The sequence below is a fragment of the Cupriavidus sp. D39 genome (assembly GCF_026627925.1).
Lineage (GTDB): Bacteria > Pseudomonadota > Gammaproteobacteria > Burkholderiales > Burkholderiaceae > Cupriavidus > Cupriavidus ulmosensis.
Map to the genome: position 1 here is coordinate 1,659,677 of NZ_JAPNLE010000009.1, position 20,643 is coordinate 1,680,319.

The window sequence follows — 20,643 nt, forward strand, 5'->3', positions numbered from 1 at the left end:
GTCAGGCCTCGATGCGTTTGCCGGAATCGGTGTCGAAGAAATGCAGGTGCTCGGCCGATGCGGTGATCGGCAGACGGTCGCCGCCGCGCACTGGCATATTGCTGTCCAGCCGCACCACGACCGGCTGTCCGCCCAGCGTGCCGTAGGCGAAGGAATCGGCACCGAGCGCCTCGACCAGCCGCACGTCGATCTCGGCGATGGCTTCGTGCGCCGCGCACGGCTCGATATGCTCGGGACGCAGGCCAAGCAGCGCCCGCTCGGGCAAATGCAGGCCCATCGGCAGGTGGCCGAGGGTGGCGGCTTGCCCTTGCGCGCCCTCCTTCTGCTCCACGCGCATCTGCGCTTCGCCCTGCCCGCCATTGGTCCGCGCGACCGGGACCAGGTTCATCGGCGGCGAGCCGATGAAGCTGGCCACGAAGGTGCTGGCCGGACGCGCATAGACTTCCAGCGGCGTGCCGATCTGCTCCACGCGCCCGCCGTTGAGCACCATCATGCGGTCCGCCAGCGTCATGGCCTCGACCTGGTCGTGGGTCACGTACATGCTGGTGGTGCGCAGGCGGCGATGCAGCTCCTTCAACTCCAGGCGCATCTGTACGCGCAGCTTGGCGTCCAGGTTGGACAGCGGCTCGTCGAACAGGAACACGGCAGGCTCGCGCACGATCGCGCGGCCCATGGCCACGCGCTGGCGTTGCCCGCCCGACAACGCGCGCGGCTTGCGCTCCAGCAGCGGCGCCAGTTCGAGTATACCGGCGGCATGCCGCACACGCTGCTCGATCTCGCTCTTGGCCATGCCGCGAATCTTCAACCCGTAGGCCATATTGTCGTACACGCTCATATGCGGATAGAGCGCGTAGTTCTGGAACACCATGGCGATGTCACGCTCGGCGGGTTCGAGGTTGTTGACGATCTTCTCGCCAATATGTACCTCACCGCCGCTGATGGCCTCGAGCCCGGCCACCATGCGCAGCAGCGTGGATTTGCCGCAGCCCGACGGGCCCACGATGACGACGAACTCGCCGTCGTTGATTTCCATATCGATGCCGTGCACAACCTTGACGTTGCCGGCGTAGGTCTTCTGTACGTTGCGAAGCGACAGTTTTGCCATTGCTATTCTTTCTCGCTGGGCAAGCGTGGCGGGCGCATCGTCGCGCCACGCCATGCCCGCTTATTTTTCGGTTTCGACCAGGCCCTTGACGAACCACTTCTGCATCAGCACCACCACGATCGCGGGCGGGACCATGGCCAGCATCACCGTGGCCATCACCAGGTTCCAGTCGGTCGCTGCGTCCCCGGAGCGGGAGATCATCTGCGTCACGCCCACCACCACCGGCGTCATCGACTTCTGCGTGGTGATCAGGAGCGGCCAAAGGTACTGGTTCCAGCCGTAGATGAACTGGATCACGAACAATGCCGCGATGCTGGTCTTGGACAGCGGCAGCACCACGTCCCTGAAGAAGCGCAGCGGCCCGGCGCCGTCGATGCGCGCGGCCTCGGCCAGCTCGTCCGGGATGGTCAGGAAAAACTGGCGGAACAGAAAAGTTGCCGTAGCCGAGGCAATGATCGGGATGGTCAGGCCGAAGTAGCTATCCAGCATGCCGAGGTCCGACACCACCTTGTAGGTTGGCAGGATCCGCACTTCCACCGGCAGCATCAGCGTGATGAAGATCATCCAGAAGAAGGTCTTGCGCAGCGGGAACTTGAAGTACACCACCGCGAAGGCCGAGAGGATGGAGATCGTGATCTTGCCCAGCGCAATGCCGAGCGCCATGATCAGGCTGTTCAGCATCATCGTGGACACCGGCGAGGCGGCATTGCCCACCCCTGCGCCAGCACCGTGCGATAGTTCTCCAGGAAATGGCTGCCCGGCAGCAGCGTCATCGGCGCCTGCAGCACCTCGTCGGCGGTCAGCGTCGAGGCGACAAACGTCACATAGACGGGGAAAGCCACCACCGCCACGCCCAGCACCAGCATCAGGTGCGAGAGAAAATCAAGAAAGGGTCGTCGTTCTACCATGTTGCCTATCCTTCAGTACTGCACCTTGCGTTCCACGTAGCGGAACTGCACCACCGTGAGAACGATCACGATCCCCATCAGCACAACCGACTGCGCAGCCGAGCCGCCGATGTCGAGCCCGCGGAAGCCATCCTGGTAGACCTTGTAGACCAGCGTATTGGTGGCATTGACGGGGCCGCCGTGGGTCACCGCGTCGATAATGGCAAAGGTATCGAAGAAGGCGTACACCACGTTGATCACCATCAGGAAGAAAGTGGTCGGCGACAGCAACGGGAAGATGATCGACCAGAACCGCCGCCATGGCCCTGCGCCATCGATGGCGGCGGCCTCGATCAGCGACTTCGGAATGCTCTGCAGGCCGGCCAGGAAGAACAGGAAGTTGTAGCTGATCTGCTTCCACGCAGCGATCAACACCACGAGCAACATCGCCTGGTTGCTATTGAGCAGGAAGTTCCAGTCCACCCCGAACGCATGCAGCGCATAGGACACCACGCCCAGCGTCGGGTTGAACAGGAACATCCATAGCACGCCGGCCACGGCAGGAGCCACCGCGTACGGCCAGATCAGCAGCATCTTGTAGCCACTGGCGCCGCGCACCACGCGATCGGCGAAATAGGCCAGCAGCAGCGAGATCGACAGCCCGACCAGCGTCACCCCGACGGCGAACACCGCCGTCACGCGGAACGCATTCAGGTACTGCGCATCGTTGAACAGATCGTGGAAGTTCTCCAGGCCAACGAACTGGAGATCGATGCCGAAGGCATCCTGCCGCAACACAGACTGGTACAGAGCCTGCCCGGCCGGCCAGAAAAAGAAGATCAGCGTCACCGCCATCTGCGGCAGCACCAGCAGATAGGGCAACCATGAAGATCGGAATACGACCCGTTTTTCCATCACGCATCCAAGCCACCGCTACGAGCGGCGCGTCATCAATCATAGCCAGCGCGGGCCAGGCGCCCGCACAAACCAAAGACGGAGGCACAGCCTCCGCCTTCCTCACACGCAAGAACTTGCGGGGCTCACTCGCGGACCGTCTTCTGGAAGCGCTCGAGCAATTCATTGCCGCGCGCCACCGCCGAATCCAGCGCCTCCTTAGGCTGCTTCTTGCCAGTCCACACCGCTTCGAGCTCCTCGTCGATCACGGTACGGATCTGCGGGAAATTGCCCAGGCGGATGCCTCGCGACTTGTCGGTAGTCTTGACGATCATCTGCTTGACCGCCACGTCGGCACCGGGGTTCTTGTCATAGAAGCCCGACTTCTTGGTCAGCTCGTAGGCCGCCATGGTCACTGGCAGGTAGCCGGTCGACTGGTGCCAGTCGGCCTGCACCTCGGGGCGCGACAGGTAGGTGAAGAACTTCGCCACGCCCTTGTATTCCTCGGCCTTCTTGCCGCCCATCACCCACAGCGAAGCGCCGCCGATGATGGTGTTCTGCGGGGCGCCCGGCACGCCTTGCTCGTAGGGCAGCTGCGCCACGGTGAAATCGAACTTGGCGTTCTTGCGGATATTCGCCAACGCCGCCGAAGACCCGGTCAGCATCGCGCACTGGCCGGCGATGAACTTCGCCTTCGGCTCGTCCTTGCGGCCGCCGTAGACGAAGTAGCCCTTCTGCTGCATGTCGAGCAGGTTGGCGATATGCTTGACGTGCAGCGGCGAATTGAACACCAGGCGCGCGCCCGTGCCGCCAAAGCCATTGTTCTCGGTGGCGAACAGGACGTTGTGCCAGGCCGAGAAGCTTTCCAGCTGCACCCACGACTGCCAGTCAGTGGTGTAGCCGCAGGAGACACCGGCAGCCTTGAGCTTGGCGGAGTCGGTAGCCACCTCCTGCCAGGTCACGGGTGGCTTGTTCGGATCCAGCCCCGCCTTCTTGAAAGCATCCTTGTTGTAGTACATCACCGTTGTCGAGCTGTTGAACGGGAACGACAGCATTTCGCCCTTGTTCGACGTGTAGTATCCAGCCACCGCCGGGATGTACATCTTGGCGTCGAACTTCTCGCCGGCGTCCTTCATGACCGCCGCCACCGGCTTGATGGCGCCCTTGGCGCTCATCATGGTAGCCGTGCCCACCTCGAATACCTGCAGGATCGCCGGCGCGTTGCCCGAACGGTAGGCCGCGATGCCCGCCGCCAGCGACTCGTCATACTGGCCTTTGTAGATCGGTACGATCTTGTAGTCGGACTGGCTGCTGTTGAACTGCGTGGCGATCGCGTTCACCTTATCGTTGAGCGCACCTTCCATCGAATGCCACCACTGGATCTCGACGGCGGCATTGGCCGATCCTGCGCCGACCAGCATGGCGAAGGCGGCGAGGGTCAAGGCGGTACGTTTAACGGTCATGAGAAACTCTCCTGTTCTTTGTCGCGGCATGGGAGGATAAAAATCGTCCGACTGTATGCAGTTTTTGTGACAAGCGGATGTTACCCCGCCTTGTTGGATTGGAAAACAGGGCTTTTCCACTAAATTACAATAATATGACAACGATTTATCGGCAGCTTGACAGGGTAAGATCTCGCGCTATGCAAGCCATACAAACCCTTCCCGCCCCGGCGCTGCGCCGGATTCGCGGCGTGCTGACCGATATCGACGGCACCATTACCACCGACGGCAGGCTGCCGGCGGCCACCTATCTGGCGCTCGACCGCCTCAAGGCAGCCGGCCTGCACGTGATCCCGGTCACGGGCCGCTGCATCGCCTGGGCCGAGATCCTGACGCGGTTATGGCCGGTGGACGCCATCATCGGCGAGAACGGCGCCTTCTACTCCCACCTGCGCGCGGGCAAGCTGGTGACCCGTTACCTGGACGATGCCGCCACCCGGGCCGACAACCTGGCGCGCATCCACGCCCTTGGCGAGCGCATCTTGCAAGAGGTACCGGGCTGCGCGCTGGCCTCGGACCAGGCCTGGCACGCCGCCGACCTCGCCATCGACCACGCTGAGGACGTCGTGCCCCTGCCGCCCGCCGCGGTCGAGCGCATTGCCGGGCTGATGCGGGAAGCCGGCATGACCGCCACGGTCTCGTCCATCCACGTCAACGGCTGGTTCGGGGATCACGACAAGCTCAGCATGAGCCGTTTGTGCGCTGCGGAGTTGCTGGGCGCGGACCTGGATGCCGAGCGGGAGGAATGGTTGTTCATCGGCGACTCAGCGAACGACGCCAGCATGTTTGCCCATTTCCCGCTGTCGGTCGGCGTGGCCAATATCCGCGACATCCTGTCGCAGTTGCCCGCCAAGCCAGCCTATATCACCGAGGCGGCCTGCGGCGAGGGCTTTGCGGAAATGGCTGAGCTGCTGCTGGCCGCGCGCGGCTGACCGGCCACAGGCACGCCGTCAATAAAAAAAACAGCCGGGCTTGTCCGGCTGTTTTTTTGTGCGCTGGGCAATGACCCGATTCAATCGAAGCCCAGCTCCTGCAGCTTGCGGGTGATGGTATTGCGGCCGATGCCCAGGCGCGTGGCCGCCTCGACGCGGCGCCCGCGGGTGACGCCCAGCGCAGCCTCCAGCACCGCCTTCTCGAAACGCCGCGTAAGCGCGTCCATGACTTCCGGCTGGCCGGACTCCAGCATGGCGCGGGCTTCCCCGCCAGCAGGTGTTCCCAGCCGGCCAGCGCGCTGGCCGCGGCCGAGCGGCCGGCGTAAGCCAGCGCGGTGTCCGGCTCCCCGCCCAGGGTGGAAGGCGCGGCGCCGTAGTCGACAGCGTCATGGCCGTCGGCATCGTCCGCCCTGCCCTCTGCCCGGAACTCCGCCTGGCGCGCCGCACCGGCACCGCCGCCCTGCGGCGTGCCGGTGCCGATCATCTCAACCGGCATGTCCTTGACCTCGATGGTCTGCGCGGGCGCCATCACGGTCAGCCAGTTGCACAGGTTCTCCAGCTGGCGCACGTTGCCGGGGAACGGCAACGTGCTGACATAGGCCAGGGCCTCGTCCGACATGCGCTTGGGTTCCACGCCCAGTTCCTTGGCACTCTTCTGCAGGAAATGACGCGCCAGCAGCGTGATGTCTTCCGGCCGTTCGCGCAGCGGCGGCAGGCGCAGGCGGATCACGTTGAGGCGGTGGAACAAGTCCTCGCGGAACAGCCCTTCCTTGACGCGCGTTTCCAGGTTCTGGTGGGTGGCGGCAATCACGCGCACATTGGCGCGCAGCGGATTGTGGCCGCCCACGCGGTAGAAGTTGCCATCCGACAGCACCCGCAGCAAGCGCGTTTGCAGGTCGAACGGCATGTCGCCGATTTCGTCAAGGAACAGCGTGCCGCCCTCGGCCTGCTCGAAGCGGCCGCGGCGCATGGTCTGTGCGCCGGTAAAGGCGCCGCGCTCATGGCCGAACAGCTCCGACTCCAGCAAGTCCTTCGGAATGGCCGCGGTATTGAGGGCGATAAAGGGCCCGTTGGCGCGCGGGCTGTGCTTGTGCAGCGCCTGTGCCACCAGCTCCTTGCCGGTACCGGACTCGCCGGTGATCAGCACCGTCACGTTCGATTGCGACAGGCGGCCGATGGCGCGGAACACGTCCTGCATGGCCGGCGCCTGGCCGAGGATTTCGGGCGCGTCGACCAGGCGGTCTTCGAGCTCCTCCTCGCGCAGGCTTTCCTGCAGCGCACGGCGGATCAGCTCGACCGCCTTATCCACATCGAACGGCTTGGCCAGGTACTCGAAGGCGCCGCCCTGGAAGGCCGCTACCGCGCTATCCAGGTCGGAGTACGCCGTCATCACGATGACGGGCAGCCCCGGGTGGCGCGCCTTGAGCGCTTGCAGCAGGTCCAGGCCCGAGCCACCCGGCATGCGGATATCGGAGATCAGGACTTGCGGTTCGTCGTCTTCCAGCGCGGCCAGTACGTCGCGCACGTTGGTAAAGCTGCGTGAGAGCAGGCTTTCGCGGGCGAGTGCCTTCTCAAGAACCCAGCGGATTGATTGATCGTCGTCGACTATCCAGATCGGCTTCATGTGCGTCGCTTGTCTGCTCGGTGTCATTTGGTCTTCCGTGAACCTGGCCGCACACCGCCGGCAAGCCGGTCGGCAGCAATCATTGGGGCAGTTCCAATTGCTGTCGCCGATGCGATCAATGCAGGGGCAGCAGGATACGGAAGTCGGTACAGCCAGGCCGGCTCTCGCATTCGATCAAGCCCTCGTGCTGCTGCACGAAGGTTTGAGCGAGTGTGAGACCGAGGCCGCTACCGCCATCCCTGCCCGACACCAGCGGGTAGAAGATGCGTTCGCGAATATCCTCGGGGATGCCCGGACCGTTATCAATGACATGCAAGTCCAATGCCAGCTTGAACAATCGCTTCGCAATGGTTACCTGGCGGGCCACCCGGGTACGCAGGATGATCTGCGCATCGCCCCGCGCCACGCGCTCCGCGAGCGCCTGGGCGGCGTTGTGGACGATGTTGAGCACGGCCTGGATCAACTGCTCCATGTCGCCGCGCAGGTCGGGCAGGCTCGCGTCGTAGTCGCGCACGATATCCAGCCCGGAGGGAATTCGGCCAGCACCACCGAGCGCACGCGCTCCAGCACCTCGTGGATATTGAGGTCGGACACGATGTGCGGATGGCGATGCGGCTCCAGCAGGCGGTCCACCAGCGTTTGCAGGCGGTCCGACTCCTTGATGATGACCTGGGTGTACTCCCGCAGCGAACGGTCTGGCAACTCGAACTCGAGCAATTGCGCCGCGCCGCGGATGCCGCCCAGCGGATTCTTGATCTCATGCGCAAGATTGCGGATGAGCTCCTTGTTGGCCGAGGTCAGGTCGAGGATACGCTCCTCGCGCTCGCTGCGGACCTTTTGCTCGTTGGGCAGCACTTCCACCAGCACCGTGTCGGCCGTGGCATCCAGCGCACCGATCACCACGTGCGCGTGCATCGGCTCCTGCAGGGGCGGGTGCAGCACCACATCCTGCCGGCGCGCATCGAACTGCCGCGAAATCACGGTCTCGATCATGTTGCCGAGTTCATCCGAGGCGCCGAACAGGTCCGCCAGCGACAGCTCCACCATGGCCTTGCGCGACACCGCGAAGCTGGCCTCGGCGGCGGGATTGGCGTAGACGATGCGCAGGCCGGGCTGGCGCACCAGCAGCACGGGGTTGGCGACCACGTCCAGCCCCTGGTGGTAGGACACATCGCCCAATGACAGCACCACGGCTCCATCCTCGGCCGGCGTGCCAGCCCCGGCCGAAGCTACCTTGCGCGAGACGCTGCGAATCAGGCGACGCATAGTGCTAGTCCTTCAAATTGGAGAGTTCGCGCCGCAGCGAAGCGGCATTGGCCTCGCCACGCGCGATGTCGTCGCGCAGCGTAGCGGTGCGGTCGAGGTACTTCTGGTAGTTACGTTCATTGCCCTGGCGCTCGGGCTGGCCGTTGTTGAACTCGGCGCGCAGCGCGGCCAGTTTGGCCTCCTCGCTTTGCAGCTCCTGCTCAAGCACGGCGCGGCGCTCGCCATCGCGGCTTTTCTGGGTCGCGCTGTCCACACGCGGAAACGCGGTGGGCGCGACCGCGGGCGCGGCACCCTTGCCTGCCGACGGGGCGCTCACGCGCCCGCCCGGCACCGTCGTGACCTCCGGCAGGCTGAGCCGCTTGCAGCCCTTGCCCCCGTTGCCGTTGCGGTATTCAGGCACGCCGTTGGGGCCAGCGCAGACAAAGATATCCGACTGCGCCGGGGCCGGCCGGCTCCAGCACAGCAGCACAAGCGCCAGCATGGCGCAGGCGGCCGCCGATACGTGCATGGGAGCACCGAACCGGTGCATTGGTCCAAGCGAGGAAAGCGGGAATTCGAGCGCGTCCATTGACATCAGCAGGGATGGTGGGAAAGGAGCCCCATTCTAGCGATCAAACCAGCGATCAAAACAAAAGGGACAGCCGAAGCCGCCCCTTCCTGGTGCAACTGTTGCCCGGTCACAACCTGGCAACGCCTCGCCTTACAGCGAGTAGTACATGTCGAACTCGATCGGGTGCGTGGTCATGCGGAAGCGGGTGACTTCCTCCATCTTCAGCTCGATGTAGGCATCGATCATGGAGTTGGAGAAGACGCCACCGCGCGTCAGGAACTCGCGGTCGTTGTCCAGGTATTCCAGGGCCTGGTCGAGGCTGGAGCACACGGTCGGGATCTTTGCATCCTCTTCCGGCGGCAGGTCGTACAGGTTCTTGTCGGCAGCTTCGCCCGGGTGGATCTTGTTCTGCACGCCGTCCAGGCCGGCCATCAGCAGCGCCGAGAAGCCCAGGTACGGGTTCATCAGCGGATCCGGGAAGCGGGTCTCGATGCGGCGGCCCTTCGGGTTGGCAACGTACGGAATACGGATCGAAGCCGAACGGTTGCGAGCCGAGTAGGCCAGCTTGACCGGCGCTTCGAAGCCCGGCACCAGACGCTTGTACGAGTTCGTGCCCGGGTTGGTCAGGGCATTCAGCGCGCGAGCATGCTTGATGATGCCGCCGATGTAGTACAGCGCGAATTCCGACAGGCCAGCGTAGCCGTTGCCTGCGAACAGGTTCTGGCCATCCTTCCATACGGACTGGTGCACGTGCATGCCCGAACCGTTGTCGCCAACGACCGGCTTCGGCATGAAGGTGGCGGTCTTGCCGTAGGTGTGGGCAACGTTCTGGATCACGTACTTTTGCAGCTGCGTCCAGTCGGCGCGCTGCACCAGCGTGCTGAACTTGGTGCCGATTTCGTTCTGGCCCTGGCCGGCCACTTCGTGGTGGTGGACTTCCACGGGGATGCCCAGCGATTCCAGGATCAGGCACATTTCCGAACGGATGTCCTGGAACGTGTCGATCGGGGCGACGGGGAAGTAGCCGCCCTTCTTGCCCGGACGGTGGCCGCTGTTGCCGTGCTCGAATTCCTTGCCCGACGACCACGGTGCTTCTTCCGATTGGATCTTGACAGAGCAACCCTGCATGTCAATGTTCCAGGTCACGCCGTCGAAGATGAAGAACTCGGGTTCCGGGCCAAAGAAGGCGGTGTCGCCCAGGCCGGTGCTCTTCAGGTAAGCCTCGGCGCGCTTGGCGATGGAACGCGGGTCACGGTCGTAGCCCTTGCCATCCGACGGCTCAACCACGTCGCAGGTCAGGATCAGGGTCGGTTCTTCGTAAAACGGATCGACGTTAGCGGTATTCGGATCCGGCATCAGCAGCATGTCCGAAGCCTCGATACCCTTCCAGCCGGCGATCGACGAGCCGTCGAAAGCGTGGCCGCTTTCAAACTTGTCTTCATCGAAGTGCGACACGGGTACCGACACGTGCTGCTCTTTGCCTTTGGTATCGGTGAAACGGAAATCGACGAACTTGACGTCGTTTTCCTTCACAAGCTTCATCACATCTGCAACGCTGTGGGCCATGCCTATCTCCTGGAAATTCGGCTGAATCTAGAAAAGCCATTCTTGCGTCGATCTCTGCGGTGCAACGCCTCAAAGGCATTTGCGACAACACAAAGATCGGCCACGAAAGGGACGAGGAATGTTAGCAGAAAGCATGCCAAGGCAACCCCCTAGTTACCCCTGCGTTCCCGAAAAAAGTGCAGCCATGCGGCGCGATACGGGGGCCAGGCGCGTTTCGGGTGCCGGATATGGCATACGCATAAATCCGTTCGGCTTGCGCCTCATTCCGGGGACGCTGGCTGCCCTCCCCGTCCACCGGGAAAATCACCAAAATCGTGCACTGGCGCGTCCTATTGCACTATTTTTGTGCTCACGCACCAGATTAGAACATTTTGGTGCGGAGCGAGCGGCATTGCCTGCTTGCGGTGCAGGATTTTGCTCTCAGGATGCCCGCGGCGCGGCCAGGCCGGCGCATCCGATGCCGTTCGCTGCCTGCCGTTCGCTGCCTGCCGTTCGCTGCCAAACGCGCCGGCGAGCACGCCCGGCGCGCTAGAATATCTGGGCAGGCTCTGCCAGATGCCATTTCACCCACCGATTTTGTCACCCAGATGACCACCCGAGACGATCTACTCCAAGCGGCGCGCGAGCGCCAGCAGCAAAACCAACTGCCGTACTTCGGCGCCCTCTCCCCGCAGGAAGCCTTTGCCCTGCTGCAGGGCGACCCGGCCGCCGTGATGGTGGACGTGCGCACCCAGGCCGAACTCGACTGGATCGGCGGGCCGGACCTGCCGGAAGCGCAATCGGCGCATGTGGAATGGAGCAGCTATCCGGGCGGCGCGCAAAATGCCGCCTTTATCGCGCAACTCAAGGCCCGCGTACCCGCCGATGTGCCCGTGCTGTTCCTGTGCCGCAGTGCGGCGCGCTCCAAGCATGCTGCCCGCGTTGCCACGGAAGCCGGCTATCAGTTCGCAATGGACGTGCTGGAAGGCTTCGAAGGCGCTCGCGATGAGCAGCACCACCGCAAGACGGTGGAAGGCTGGTGCTTCCGCGGCCTGCCCTGGCACGGCGCCTGAACCTCGGGAACGTGAAAAGCAAAACGGGACAGCCAAGCTGTCCCGTTTTTCATTGCGCCGGCCACATCGGGCCCGCTCCCCCGGCTCAGTCCCCTGCCGGATCTCCCGGGCGCCGCGCCGCAACCTCCACCAACTCGAAGCCCATCGCCTGCACGCCTTCGCGCAGCATGGCATAGGCCGGCTCGACCTGGTCGGCCAGGCCCTTCACGCCCAGGTCGATGTGGCGGCGAGCATAGAGCTCGCCGCGCTTGGCGTCGCCCACCGACGGCAGGCTGAACACGCGGATGCCTTCGAAGGCGGCCTCGACCCGCTCCATCAACGGCGTCAGCGTGGATTCCGGCGCCTCGAACACCAGGAACGACCGTTCCACCTGCACCGCCTGATGAAACAGGTCGGGATAGTAGGTATCCAGCACCCACTCCATCATGGGCCATGCCATGACCGGGAAGCCCGGCATGAAATGATGGTCGGCCACGGAAAAACCCGGGATGCGGTTGTAGCTGTTCGGGATGATGCGCGCCCCGGCGGGGAATTCGCCCATCTTGAAGCGATGCTGGTTTTCCGGCAGGTTCAGGTCGGCCTTGGCCGGATCGCCCGCCGCGGTCTCCGCGATCCGCAAGGCGATCTGTTCGCGGGCATCCGGATGCAGCTCCAGCGGCACGCCGAGCGCGGCCGCGGCGCACTGCCGGGTGTGGTCATCGGGCGTGGCGCCGATGCCGCCGGTGCAGAATACGACATCGTTGCCCGCGAACGTGCGGCGCAGCGTGGCGGTGATGCGCGCGCGCTCATCGCCCACATACTCCGCCCAGTCCAGCGCCAGCCCGCGCGCCGCCAGCAGCTCGATGGCACGGCGCATATGCTTGTCTTCGCGCCGCCCCGACAGAATCTCGTCACCAATGACGATCAGGCCGAAACCCATGATGCCCTCGCTTCAGGATTGTTCAATGCGCCGCACGTCGGACGGCGCCAGATCGATAACGTCCACCACCGGCGCCGCCGCGGCTGCCGCGGCAGCGCGTTCGGCGCGCAATTGCTCCAGCGCGCGCAGGCAGAAATGGCCGAACCACAGCGCCGAGAAAATAAAGATCAGCACGTACAGCCACAGCGTGCCGGCGAGCACGAACGGGAACAGGAAAATCAGCGCGGCCGAAGCCACCCAGATCAGCGTCGGCGCGGATCCCAGCAGGCCCACCGCCACGCCGATGGCGAGCAAGGCCATGCGATGGCGCTTCATCAGCGTCTTGCGCTCCTCCGGCGTGGCATGCTGCGCCAGCGCGTCGTAGGTCATCACGCGATAGGTCAGCCAGCCCCACAGCAAGGGCGGGATCAAGGCAAAGAAAGGCGGGATCAGCCACAGCGGCAACGTCACCAGCGCCAGCAGCAGGAACACCATGGTGCTGCCCAGCGCCTGGAACACGCTGCCCACCATGCTGCCGCCCTTGGCCTTGACCAGGCCCGGATAGCTGCGCTCCAGGTGCCGCACCGCGGCCGGCACCGAGAACAAGCTGATGAACACCAGCATGGAGGCGATCACCAGCGGGATCATCAGCGCGATCACGAACAGCGGCGCCACCACCGTGCGCAGGGACTGCAGGCCGAACCAGTCGAGCGCGCCATAGATCCAGCTGGTCAGCACCGACGTTTCGAGCACGCCGCGCGCCGCCGCCATGATCGGCTCCCATCCCCACAGCAGCAAGCCACCCCACAGCCCGGTAGCGAGCAGGAAAGGAAGGACGGTAAGCATCAGCATGCGCGGATGCAACTGGCAGATCAGGGCACGGCCTAGTGCGCGAAAAATGTCGTTCATGCAGTAAGTTTGGCTTCCACGAAAGCGGGGACAGATAGACTAGCACACGTCACCCGCCGTGGCGGGGGATGCATTCGAGGGAGCGATGACAGGCCTGGCGCCGGCGACCGGCAGCAGGGCCGCCTCAGCCGAGCCGCAGCAAGCGCTTGATCCCGTACCACTGCTGGGACAGGAAGCCGGCGCCATAGTCGCGCCCCTTGCCTGCCGGTGGCGGCATCTGGTCGCGCACGCCGGTGGGGGAATAGGTGTCGGTGAACACGGCGGTGCGAAACAGCATGTCCCACCAGGGGAAGATCACGCCGTAGTTGCACCCGCCCAGCTTGGCCGGCCGGCCGATCGCCTCGTGCCCGAGCCCCACCGCATGGTGCGTGCGGTGAAAGCGCGGCGAGACCAGCAGCCGCTCGCCCAAGGCGCCGAAGTGCAGGCGCAGGTTGGCATGCTGCAGGCTCTGCAGCAACTGCGACAGCGCCACCAGCAGCACGTACTGGGAAGGCTCCACGCCCACCGCCAGCGCCGCCACCGCGAACACCACGTCGCGCAGCATGTCGTCGAGCAGGTGGTTGCGGTTGTCGCTCCACAGCGTCATCTGGCGCTGGCTGTGATGCAGCGAATGCAGGCTCCACCACCAGCGGTAGGTATGCGAGAGGCGGTGGTACCAGTAATCGAGCAAGTCGAACAGCAACAGGTAGATAAAGAAGCTGACCAGCGGGATCGACGTCACCGCCGGCCACCAGTCTTCCACATTGGCCCGCTGCCAGCCGAGCAGGCGCAGATGCCCTTCCAGCCCATCCATCAGCGGACCGAGCAGGAAGAACATGGCAAGCCGGAACAGGCCGAGGCGATGCACGACGGTGTAGAGGATGTCGGTGCGAATGGCGGCGCGGTCGGTCACGGCCTCGACCGGGCGCAGCTTTTCCAGCGGCCCGAGGATCAGCACCATCACCACGATCTGCACCAGCCCGACCAGCAGCCATTCGGTACCCGTGAAGGCGTCCTCGGCATAGCCGCCCAGGCCAAGCTGGTAGACCACCGGCAGGATCACGTCCTGGAACAGCGTGGCTTCGATCTGGCCGATCCAGCCGTTGAGCAGGTCGAGCATCAACGGCTCCCGGCTACGGTGGCTGACCGGCTGCGCAGCCAGTCACGATAGGCAGGATGCTCGCGCAACGTGGCAAAGCAGAAGCCCTTGTGCTCCAGGCCGCTGATCAGCGGCTCCAGCACACCGGGCGCCCAGGGATCCTTGCGCGACCAGATGCCGAGGTGGGCCATGGCGATGTCGCCATCGCGCAGGTCGCGCAATGCGCGGTCCAGCAGCGCCTTGTTCGAGAACCGCTCGGAGGATAGCTCGTCGCCCAGGAAGCCGGCCGGCGCCCAGGCCACGTGCTTGAATCCGCACTGCTCGGCCCATTGCAGCGTCTGCGGCGCGGTATGGCCTCCCGGCGCCCGCCACAGCGGCGACATGGTTGCGCCGCTCAGGCTCTTCAGTGCCTGCGCGCTGCGGTTCAGCTCGCTGCAAAAGCTTTGCTGGTCCATGACTACGTCCTGGCCCGCATGCGCGCCGAACTGCGGCCGCATGGTGACCTTGCCGTCGCGCACGCCGCGCAGGTAGACGTGATCGAACGTATGGCTGCCAAAGACATGGCCGTCGGCAGCCAGCGTCTTCCAGTACGCGGTCCAGCCAGGATCGAGCGAGCTGTCCTTGTTGATGGTGGGTTCGTTGGCGAGGAAGAACGTCGCCTTGATATGGTGCCGGCGCAGCGTGTCGGCGATCAGCGCCGCCTGGCTCATGCTGCCGGTATCGAAGGTCAGGTAGAGCGTGCCGGCGCGGCAGGCCTGAGGCGCAGCGGCGGGAAACGGGCCCGCCGAACTGGCCGGCCCGGCGGCTAGCGCCAGTCCGGTGGCTGCAAGCCCGGCAGCCACCGCGCGGACCAAAGCGCGGGGCAACCGGGACTGCGAATGCTTGCTCATGATGCCTGTCCTGATTTCCTGTGACTGCATTGGAGTGGCGGCGGCCCTACTAGTTCGATGCCGCGCCCGCAACAGTGTTCCCGGCCGCGCGGCCGGGCGCCCCCGCTCAATAAAGCGGTGCGCGGGTACGGAAATAAATGCCGTGCGGCGAGCGGCCCACACGGATGGTCTTGACCAGCTTGCGGCTGGCCACGTCGATCAGGCCCACCGCACGCGCCCAGCGGAAGCTCACCCACAAGGTCTTGCCGTCGGCGGTCAGCTCCATGTCGTCCGGGCCGGCCGGCAGGCCGGTGATGTCGCCGACCTTGGTCAGGGTCTGCTGATCGACGATGCTGATGGTGCCGGAGACCCGGTTGGACAGGAACAGGTGGCGCTTGTCGCCCACCGCGCGGAAATTGTGCGCGCCCTTGCCGGTCTGGATCTGCTTGACCACGGTGCGGGTGTGCCAGTCGATCACGGCCACGTAGTCAGCGCCGGTCATGCCCACCAGCAGGTATTTCTGGTCCGGCGTAACCCACACGCCCGCCGGCGCCGAGCCGGCATTCATGCGCCACATCACGGTTTGCGTGGGCAGGTCGATGGCGACCACCTCGTTGGAATCCTGCAGCGTGACGAAGGCAACGCGGCTGTCGGCGGTAAAGGCGATATGGCTCGGCGTCTTGGCCAGCGGCAGTTGCTTGGCGATCTTGAGCGCCTTGCCGTCCCAGCGATACACGTCGACGCGATCAAGGCGGTTGCCCGTGGTCAGGAACCACTTCTGGTCGGGCGAGAAGCCGATCTGGTAGGGATCGTCGACATTGGGCACGCGCTGCTGGACCTTGCCGGTGACCGGGTCGAGGAAGACGAGGTCATTGCCGACCGCATTGGCGACGATCAGCGATTTGTCGTCGGGGGTGGCGATCAGGTGGTGCGGCTCCTTCCCGACCGGGAACGTCTCCAGCACCTTCTGGGTGTCCTTATCGATCAAGGTGACGGTAGCATCACCCGAATTGAGCACCACCACCACTTCCGCCAACGCCGGCGCCGCTACCATCCCCAAGGCCAGGGTGCCGATGGCGGCAAACCCGGAAACTACACGACGCAATGCAAGCATAAGACCGTTAAACAATGACTTAATCGACCATTCTAACGTTTCCGGACTGCGATCCGATGACGTAGCGCAACAAACTAACATTTGGTCACAATCTCCGCGCGGGCTAGCGCTCGCGCCAAAGCCGGGCAACCCTGACTTCAGCGCTGCATCGCCTCCCACACCTTCTGCAGCCGCTTGACCGACATCGGCACCGGCGTGCGCAACTCCTGCGCGAACAGCGCCACCCGAAGCTCCTCCAGCATCCAGCGGAACTCGTCCAGGCGCGCGTCTTCCACGCCCCGGCCCTGCTGCCGCAACTGCGTTTGCGCGCGCTGCCATTGCTGCAGCAGCGGCGTGATTTCCTGCAGCCGCTGGGCGTCGCGCGCCGGATCGCCCTTGATCTTGTCGATGCGCATGGCGATGCCCTTCAGGTAGCGCGGGAAATGCACCAGCTGCAGGTAAGGCGTATCGGCCACGAAATGCTTGTCCATCAGCCGCGTCAGCTGCGCCTGCATATCGGCGTGCGCAGCGGCAAACGCCTTGGCCTGGATCAGCTTGCGCGGCAGCGTCGCATACTCGGCGAGCACCGCCCCCACCAGCCGAGCGATCTCCTGCGCCAGCAAGCTCAGGCGCGAGCGCCCTTCTTCCTTGCGGGCGGCAAACTCAGCCTCGTTGCGCGGCAGCGGCGCCTGCAGGCAGGCCCGCTCCAGCGCCAGCATCACGATCTGGTCGCGCAACATCTCCTGCGTGCCCAGCGTCATGTACTGCATCGCCATCTGCTGCATGCCTGGAATGTTCTTCTCCAGGAACTTCACCTGCTCGCGCAACTGCAGCGCAAACAGGCGGCGCAGCCCGGCTTGATGGATGCGCGCGGCTTCCTGCGGATCGTCGAACACCTCCACGTCGCAATGCGTGGCGTGGTCGACCAGCGCCGGATAGCCGTACAGCGTCTGGTTGCCCTTGCGGACTTCCAGCAGCTCTGGCAGTTCGCCGAAGGACCAGCTGGTCAGGTTTTCGTATTGCCCCGCCTCGGCCGCCGGCACGTCGCGCGCGGCGATGCTCTGGAACGACTGCTGCGCCTGCCCGCCAAATTCGGCGCGCAACTGCGCCAGGTTGCGGCCCATGTCCAGTTGCCGGCCATGCTCGTCCACCACCTTGAAGTTCATGGCGTGGTGGGCGGGCAAGGTTTCCAGCTTGAAGTCGGCGCGCTTGACCATGGTGCCGGTCTGCTCGCGGATGTCTGCGATCAGCACATCCAGCAACTCGCCCTCGCCAAAGGCATTGCGATCGACGAAGCCCGCCGCGTAGTCCGGCAGCGGCACGCAATGGCGCCGCAGCTTCTGCGGCAGCGACTTGAGCAGCAGGTGCACCTTCTCCTTGACCATGCCGGGCACCAGCCAGTCGGCCCGCTCCGGGCGCACCTGGTTGAGCGCGTACAGCGGCACCGTCAGCGTCACGCCATCGCGATGGCTGCCGGGCTCGAAGTGGTACGTCAGCGACATATCCACGCCCGCCACCGGCATCAGCTTGGGAAACAGGTCGGTGGTGATGCCGGCTGCTTCGTGCCGCATCAGCTCTTCGCGGTTCAGGTAGAGCAGCTTGCGGTCGCGCGCGCTCTCGGCCTGGTACCACTGCTCGAAGGTAGCCTGCTGGTGAATCTCGGCGGGGACCAGGCGATCGTAGAACGCGAAGATCAGCTCATCGTCGACCAGCACGTCCTGGCGGCGCGCCTTGTGCTCCAGGTTTTCGATCTCGCGCGTCAGGCGCTGGTTGTGGGCGAAGAAGGGCAGCTTGGTATCGAACTCGCCCTCCACCAGCCCACGGCGGATAAACAGCTCGCGCGCCTGCGCCGGGTTCATCGGCCCGTAATGCACGCGCCGGTGCTGGTAGACCACCAGCCCATACAGCGTGGCACGCTCCATCGCCATCACCTGGCCGGACTTCTTCTCCCAGTGCGGATCGCTCCAGCTAACGCGCAGCAGATGGCGGCCAACCTGCTCCAGCCACTCGGGCTCGATCTTGGCCAGCGTGCGCGCGAACAGCCGGCTGGTCTCGATCAGCTCGGCGCCGATGATCCAGCGGCCGACCTTGCGCGCGATCAGCGAGCCGGGCCACAGGTGGAACTTGATGCCGCGCGCGCCCAGGTACTCGCGCCCGCGGCCGTCGGCGTCTTCAATCTTGCAACCTACGTTGCCGAGCAAACCCGTGAGCAGCGCCTTGTGCACCTGCTCATAGGTGGGCTCGCTCTCGTTGAGCTTCCAGCCCTGCTCGGTCACGGTGGTCAGCAGCTGCGAATGCACGTCGCGCCATTCGCGCAGGCGCACATGCGAGAGGAAACTGGCGCGGCACTGGTCCTGCAGCTGGCGGTTGGTCTTCTTGTGGGCCACCGCGTCCTCGAACCACTTCCACATCTTGACCCAGCCCAGGAACTCGGAGCGCTCGTCCATGAACTTGCGGTGGGCCTGGTCGGCGGCTTCCTGCGCCTCCTGCGGACGGTCGCGCGGATCCTGCACCGACAACGCGCTGGCGATGATCAGCACCTCGCGCAGGCAATGGTGCTCGCGTGCGGCGAGCGTCATGCGGGCCACGCGCGGGTCCAGCGGCAGGCGGGCCAGCTGGCGGCCGACCTGGGTCAGCGCGTTGGCGTCGTCGCCCACGCTTTCCACCGCACCCAGCTCCTGCAGCAACTGGTAGCCGTCGGCAATGGCGCGGCCCAGCGGCGGCTCGATAAAGGGGAACTCCTCGATCGCGGTCAGCTTGAGCGCCTTCATGCGCAAGATCACCGCAGCCAGCGAAGAACGCAGGATTTCCGGATCGGTAAAGCGCGCGCGGCCGATGAAATCGGCTTCCTCGTACAGCCGGATGCACACGCCGTCGGCCACCCGGCCGCAACGCCCGGCGCGCTGGTTGGCGGCGGCCTGCGAGATCGCCTCGATCTGCAGTTGCTCGACCTTGTTGCGGTAGGAATAGCGCTTGACCCGCGCCATCCCGGTATCCACCACATAGCGGATGCCGGGCACAGTCAGCGAGGTTTCGGCCACGTTGGTGGCCAGCACGATGCGCCGCGCGTTGGACGGCCGGAACACGCGTTCCTGTTCCTGCACCGACAAGCGCGCGAACAGCGGCAGGATCTCGGTATGCGGCGGATGGTGCTTGCGCAGCGCCTCGGCGGCCTCGCGGATCTCGCGCTCGCCGGGCAGGAACACCAGCACATCGCCGGGGCCGAGCCGGCACAACTCATCCACGGCCTCGACGATGCCGTCGAACAGGTCGCGATCCTTCGATTGCGCGGACTTGGGCGCGCCCTCGCCCGGCGCCGGCTTGTCCTTTTCGATCGGCCGGTAACGGATCTCCACCGGATACAGGCGCCCGCTGACCTCGATCACCGGCGCGGGCTTGCCGCCCTGCGCAAAGTGTTCGGCGAAGCGGTTGGCGTCGATGGTGGCCGACGTGATGACGAGCTTGAGGTCCGGCCGCTTGGGCAGGATCTCCTTCAGGTAGCCGATCAGGAAATCGATATTGAGGCTGCGTTCGTGCGCCTCGTCGATGATGATGGTGTCGTAGGCGCGCAGCAGCGGATCGTTCTGCGTCTCGGCCAGCAAGATGCCGTCGGTCATCAGCTTGACCGAAGCGCCCGCCGACATGGTGTCGTTGAAACGCACCTGGTAGCCCACGTGCTCGCCGAGCGGCGTGCCGATCTCCAGCGCGATGCGCTTGGCCGTGGAGGTGGCGGCAATCCGGCGCGGCTGCGTGTGGCCGATCAGGCCGCCGCTGCCGTCCGCGCCCGGGCCGCGCCCGATCGACAGGCAGATCTTGGGCAGCTGGGTGGTTTTGCCGGAACCGGTCTCGCCGGAGACGATCACCACCTGGTTATTCAGCAGCGCCTGCGCGATCTCCTCGCGGCGGCCGGATACCGGCAGCGCCTCGGGGAAGGTGATGGGCGGGAGCGGGTTGGCCTGGCGCACTGGGCGCCTCGCCTCGCGGGGCGGGCGTTCAGTGCGTTCGGTGCGCTCGGGGTGCTCCGGGCGCAGCGGCCGGGGCGTGCCATCCGCCGGCTGCGGCCTGGCCTGCCGGGCCTGGCCCGGCTGACCGGGCTGGCGTTCGGCCGGCGGGCCGGAGCGACCGGCGGCACCGCCTGCCCCCTGAGGCGGGCGGCGCCCGTCCTGCCGTCCTGGCGGGCGTTGATCCTGGCGGTCTTGCTGGCGGTCTTGCTGGCGGTCTTGCTGACGGCCGTCCGGGCGCTGGCCGGCCGCCGGCGCAGCGGCAACGGCAGGTGCGCGCGCCGGCCTGGCGACGGGCTGGACAGCGGGCTGGGCTGGCGAGGGGGCGGCCTTGGGCGCGGGGCGGCCGGCATCGGTTTTCCGATCCGGCGACAAAGGTTTGGCGGGGCGTTGTGCTGACATTGGCCGGGATTATAA

Annotated in this window: 13 protein-coding genes and 3 pseudogenes; 2 read left to right on the forward strand and 14 right to left on the reverse strand. The window is 65.2% G+C overall.

Annotated features, from left to right (window positions below; all coding sequences use genetic code 11):
- Position 1: 1 nt before the first annotated feature.
- The 4 genes and pseudogenes from OMK73_RS19630 to ugpB form a co-directional block, all read right to left on the reverse strand.
- Entirely contained in the window at positions 2-1,105 is a 1,104-nt protein-coding gene (locus OMK73_RS19630; RefSeq protein ID WP_267603583.1) for a sn-glycerol-3-phosphate import ATP-binding protein UgpC, read from the reverse strand.
- Between the two features lie 60 nt (positions 1,106-1,165).
- Positions 1,166-2,013: pseudogene (ugpE, locus tag OMK73_RS19635) on the reverse strand (sn-glycerol-3-phosphate ABC transporter permease UgpE).
- A gap of 12 nt (positions 2,014-2,025) precedes the next feature.
- Positions 2,026-2,907, reverse strand: a complete 882-nt coding sequence (gene ugpA / locus OMK73_RS19640; RefSeq protein ID WP_267603584.1) for a sn-glycerol-3-phosphate ABC transporter permease UgpA — start codon at positions 2,905-2,907, stop codon at positions 2,026-2,028.
- Positions 2,908-3,032: 125 nt separating this feature from the next.
- Complete coding sequence (gene ugpB, locus OMK73_RS19645) at positions 3,033-4,349, reverse strand: sn-glycerol-3-phosphate ABC transporter substrate-binding protein UgpB (RefSeq protein WP_267603585.1); 1,317 nt, start codon at positions 4,347-4,349, stop codon at positions 3,033-3,035.
- Positions 4,350-4,528: 179 nt separating this feature from the next.
- On the opposite strand from ugpB, the gene OMK73_RS19650 reads away from it, so the two are divergent.
- Positions 4,529-5,320: an HAD-IIB family hydrolase gene (locus OMK73_RS19650; RefSeq protein WP_267603586.1), complete on the forward strand. Its 792-nt coding sequence runs from the start codon at positions 4,529-4,531 to the stop codon at positions 5,318-5,320.
- An 80-nt stretch (positions 5,321-5,400) separates the two neighbouring features.
- Here OMK73_RS19650 and ntrC read toward each other — a convergent pair.
- From ntrC to OMK73_RS19670, 4 genes and pseudogenes are all read right to left on the reverse strand, one after another.
- A pseudogene (gene ntrC, locus OMK73_RS19655) lies at positions 5,401-6,944 on the reverse strand (nitrogen regulation protein NR(I)).
- A gap of 115 nt (positions 6,945-7,059) precedes the next feature.
- Positions 7,060-8,210: pseudogene (gene glnL / locus OMK73_RS19660) on the reverse strand (nitrogen regulation protein NR(II)).
- 4 nt (positions 8,211-8,214) lie between these two features.
- Positions 8,215-8,739, reverse strand: a complete 525-nt coding sequence (locus OMK73_RS19665; RefSeq protein WP_420715660.1) for a DUF4124 domain-containing protein — start codon at positions 8,737-8,739, stop codon at positions 8,215-8,217.
- Between the two features lie 171 nt (positions 8,740-8,910).
- Complete coding sequence (locus OMK73_RS19670; protein WP_035867014.1) at positions 8,911-10,326, reverse strand: 3-hydroxylaminophenol mutase; 1,416 nt, start codon at positions 10,324-10,326, stop codon at positions 8,911-8,913.
- 587 nt (positions 10,327-10,913) lie between these two features.
- Between OMK73_RS19670 and OMK73_RS19675 the strand changes: the two genes are divergently transcribed.
- Positions 10,914-11,378: a rhodanese-like domain-containing protein gene (locus tag OMK73_RS19675; RefSeq protein WP_267603588.1), complete on the forward strand. Its 465-nt coding sequence runs from the start codon at positions 10,914-10,916 to the stop codon at positions 11,376-11,378.
- A gap of 85 nt (positions 11,379-11,463) precedes the next feature.
- On the opposite strand, the gene OMK73_RS19680 is transcribed toward OMK73_RS19675, so the two are convergent.
- From OMK73_RS19680 to hrpA, 6 genes are all read right to left on the reverse strand, one after another.
- The gene (locus OMK73_RS19680; protein WP_267603589.1) at positions 11,464-12,297 is read right to left on the reverse strand and encodes a competence/damage-inducible protein A; all 834 of its coding nucleotides are present in this window, start codon (positions 12,295-12,297) and stop codon (positions 11,464-11,466) included.
- A 12-nt stretch (positions 12,298-12,309) separates the two neighbouring features.
- A complete protein-coding gene (locus tag OMK73_RS19685) occupies positions 12,310-13,185 on the reverse strand; it encodes an EI24 domain-containing protein (RefSeq protein ID WP_267603590.1) in 876 nt (291 codons plus the stop codon).
- 124 nt (positions 13,186-13,309) lie between these two features.
- Entirely contained in the window at positions 13,310-14,284 is a 975-nt protein-coding gene (locus OMK73_RS19690) for a sterol desaturase family protein (RefSeq protein WP_267603591.1), read from the reverse strand.
- A complete protein-coding gene (locus OMK73_RS19695) occupies positions 14,284-15,153 on the reverse strand; it encodes a polysaccharide deacetylase family protein (RefSeq protein WP_267603592.1) in 870 nt (289 codons plus the stop codon). The genes OMK73_RS19690 and OMK73_RS19695 overlap by 1 nt, the downstream gene beginning before the upstream one ends.
- A gap of 106 nt (positions 15,154-15,259) precedes the next feature.
- Positions 15,260-16,186, reverse strand: a complete 927-nt coding sequence (locus tag OMK73_RS19700) for a cytochrome D1 domain-containing protein (RefSeq protein WP_420715661.1) — start codon at positions 16,184-16,186, stop codon at positions 15,260-15,262.
- A gap of 197 nt (positions 16,187-16,383) precedes the next feature.
- Positions 16,384-20,628, reverse strand: coding sequence for an ATP-dependent RNA helicase HrpA (gene hrpA, locus OMK73_RS19705; protein ID WP_267603594.1), 4,245 nt, complete (start codon positions 20,626-20,628; stop codon positions 16,384-16,386).
- Between the last annotated feature and the right edge of the window lie 15 nt (positions 20,629-20,643).

Coding starts and splice junctions, on each gene's coding strand:
- OMK73_RS19630 (WP_267603583.1), bottom strand. CDS start 1,105: ATGGCAAAACTGTCGCTTCGCAACGTACAGAAGACCTACGCCGGCAAC.
- ugpA (WP_267603584.1), bottom strand. CDS start 2,907: ATGGAAAAACGGGTCGTATTCCGATCTTCATGGTTGCCCTATCTGCTG.
- ugpB (WP_267603585.1), bottom strand. CDS start 4,349: ATGACCGTTAAACGTACCGCCTTGACCCTCGCCGCCTTCGCCATGCTG.
- OMK73_RS19650 (WP_267603586.1), top strand. CDS start 4,529: ATGCAAGCCATACAAACCCTTCCCGCCCCGGCGCTGCGCCGGATTCGC.
- OMK73_RS19665 (WP_420715660.1), bottom strand. CDS start 8,739: ATGCACCGGTTCGGTGCTCCCATGCACGTATCGGCGGCCGCCTGCGCC.
- OMK73_RS19670 (WP_035867014.1), bottom strand. CDS start 10,326: ATGGCCCACAGCGTTGCAGATGTGATGAAGCTTGTGAAGGAAAACGAC.
- OMK73_RS19675 (WP_267603588.1), top strand. CDS start 10,914: ATGACCACCCGAGACGATCTACTCCAAGCGGCGCGCGAGCGCCAGCAG.
- OMK73_RS19680 (WP_267603589.1), bottom strand. CDS start 12,297: ATGGGTTTCGGCCTGATCGTCATTGGTGACGAGATTCTGTCGGGGCGG.
- OMK73_RS19685 (WP_267603590.1), bottom strand. CDS start 13,185: ATGAACGACATTTTTCGCGCACTAGGCCGTGCCCTGATCTGCCAGTTG.
- OMK73_RS19690 (WP_267603591.1), bottom strand. CDS start 14,284: ATGCTCGACCTGCTCAACGGCTGGATCGGCCAGATCGAAGCCACGCTG.
- OMK73_RS19695 (WP_267603592.1), bottom strand. CDS start 15,153: ATGAGCAAGCATTCGCAGTCCCGGTTGCCCCGCGCTTTGGTCCGCGCG.
- OMK73_RS19700 (WP_420715661.1), bottom strand. CDS start 16,186: ATGGTAGCGGCGCCGGCGTTGGCGGAAGTGGTGGTGGTGCTCAATTCG.
- hrpA (WP_267603594.1), bottom strand. CDS start 20,628: ATGTCAGCACAACGCCCCGCCAAACCTTTGTCGCCGGATCGGAAAACC.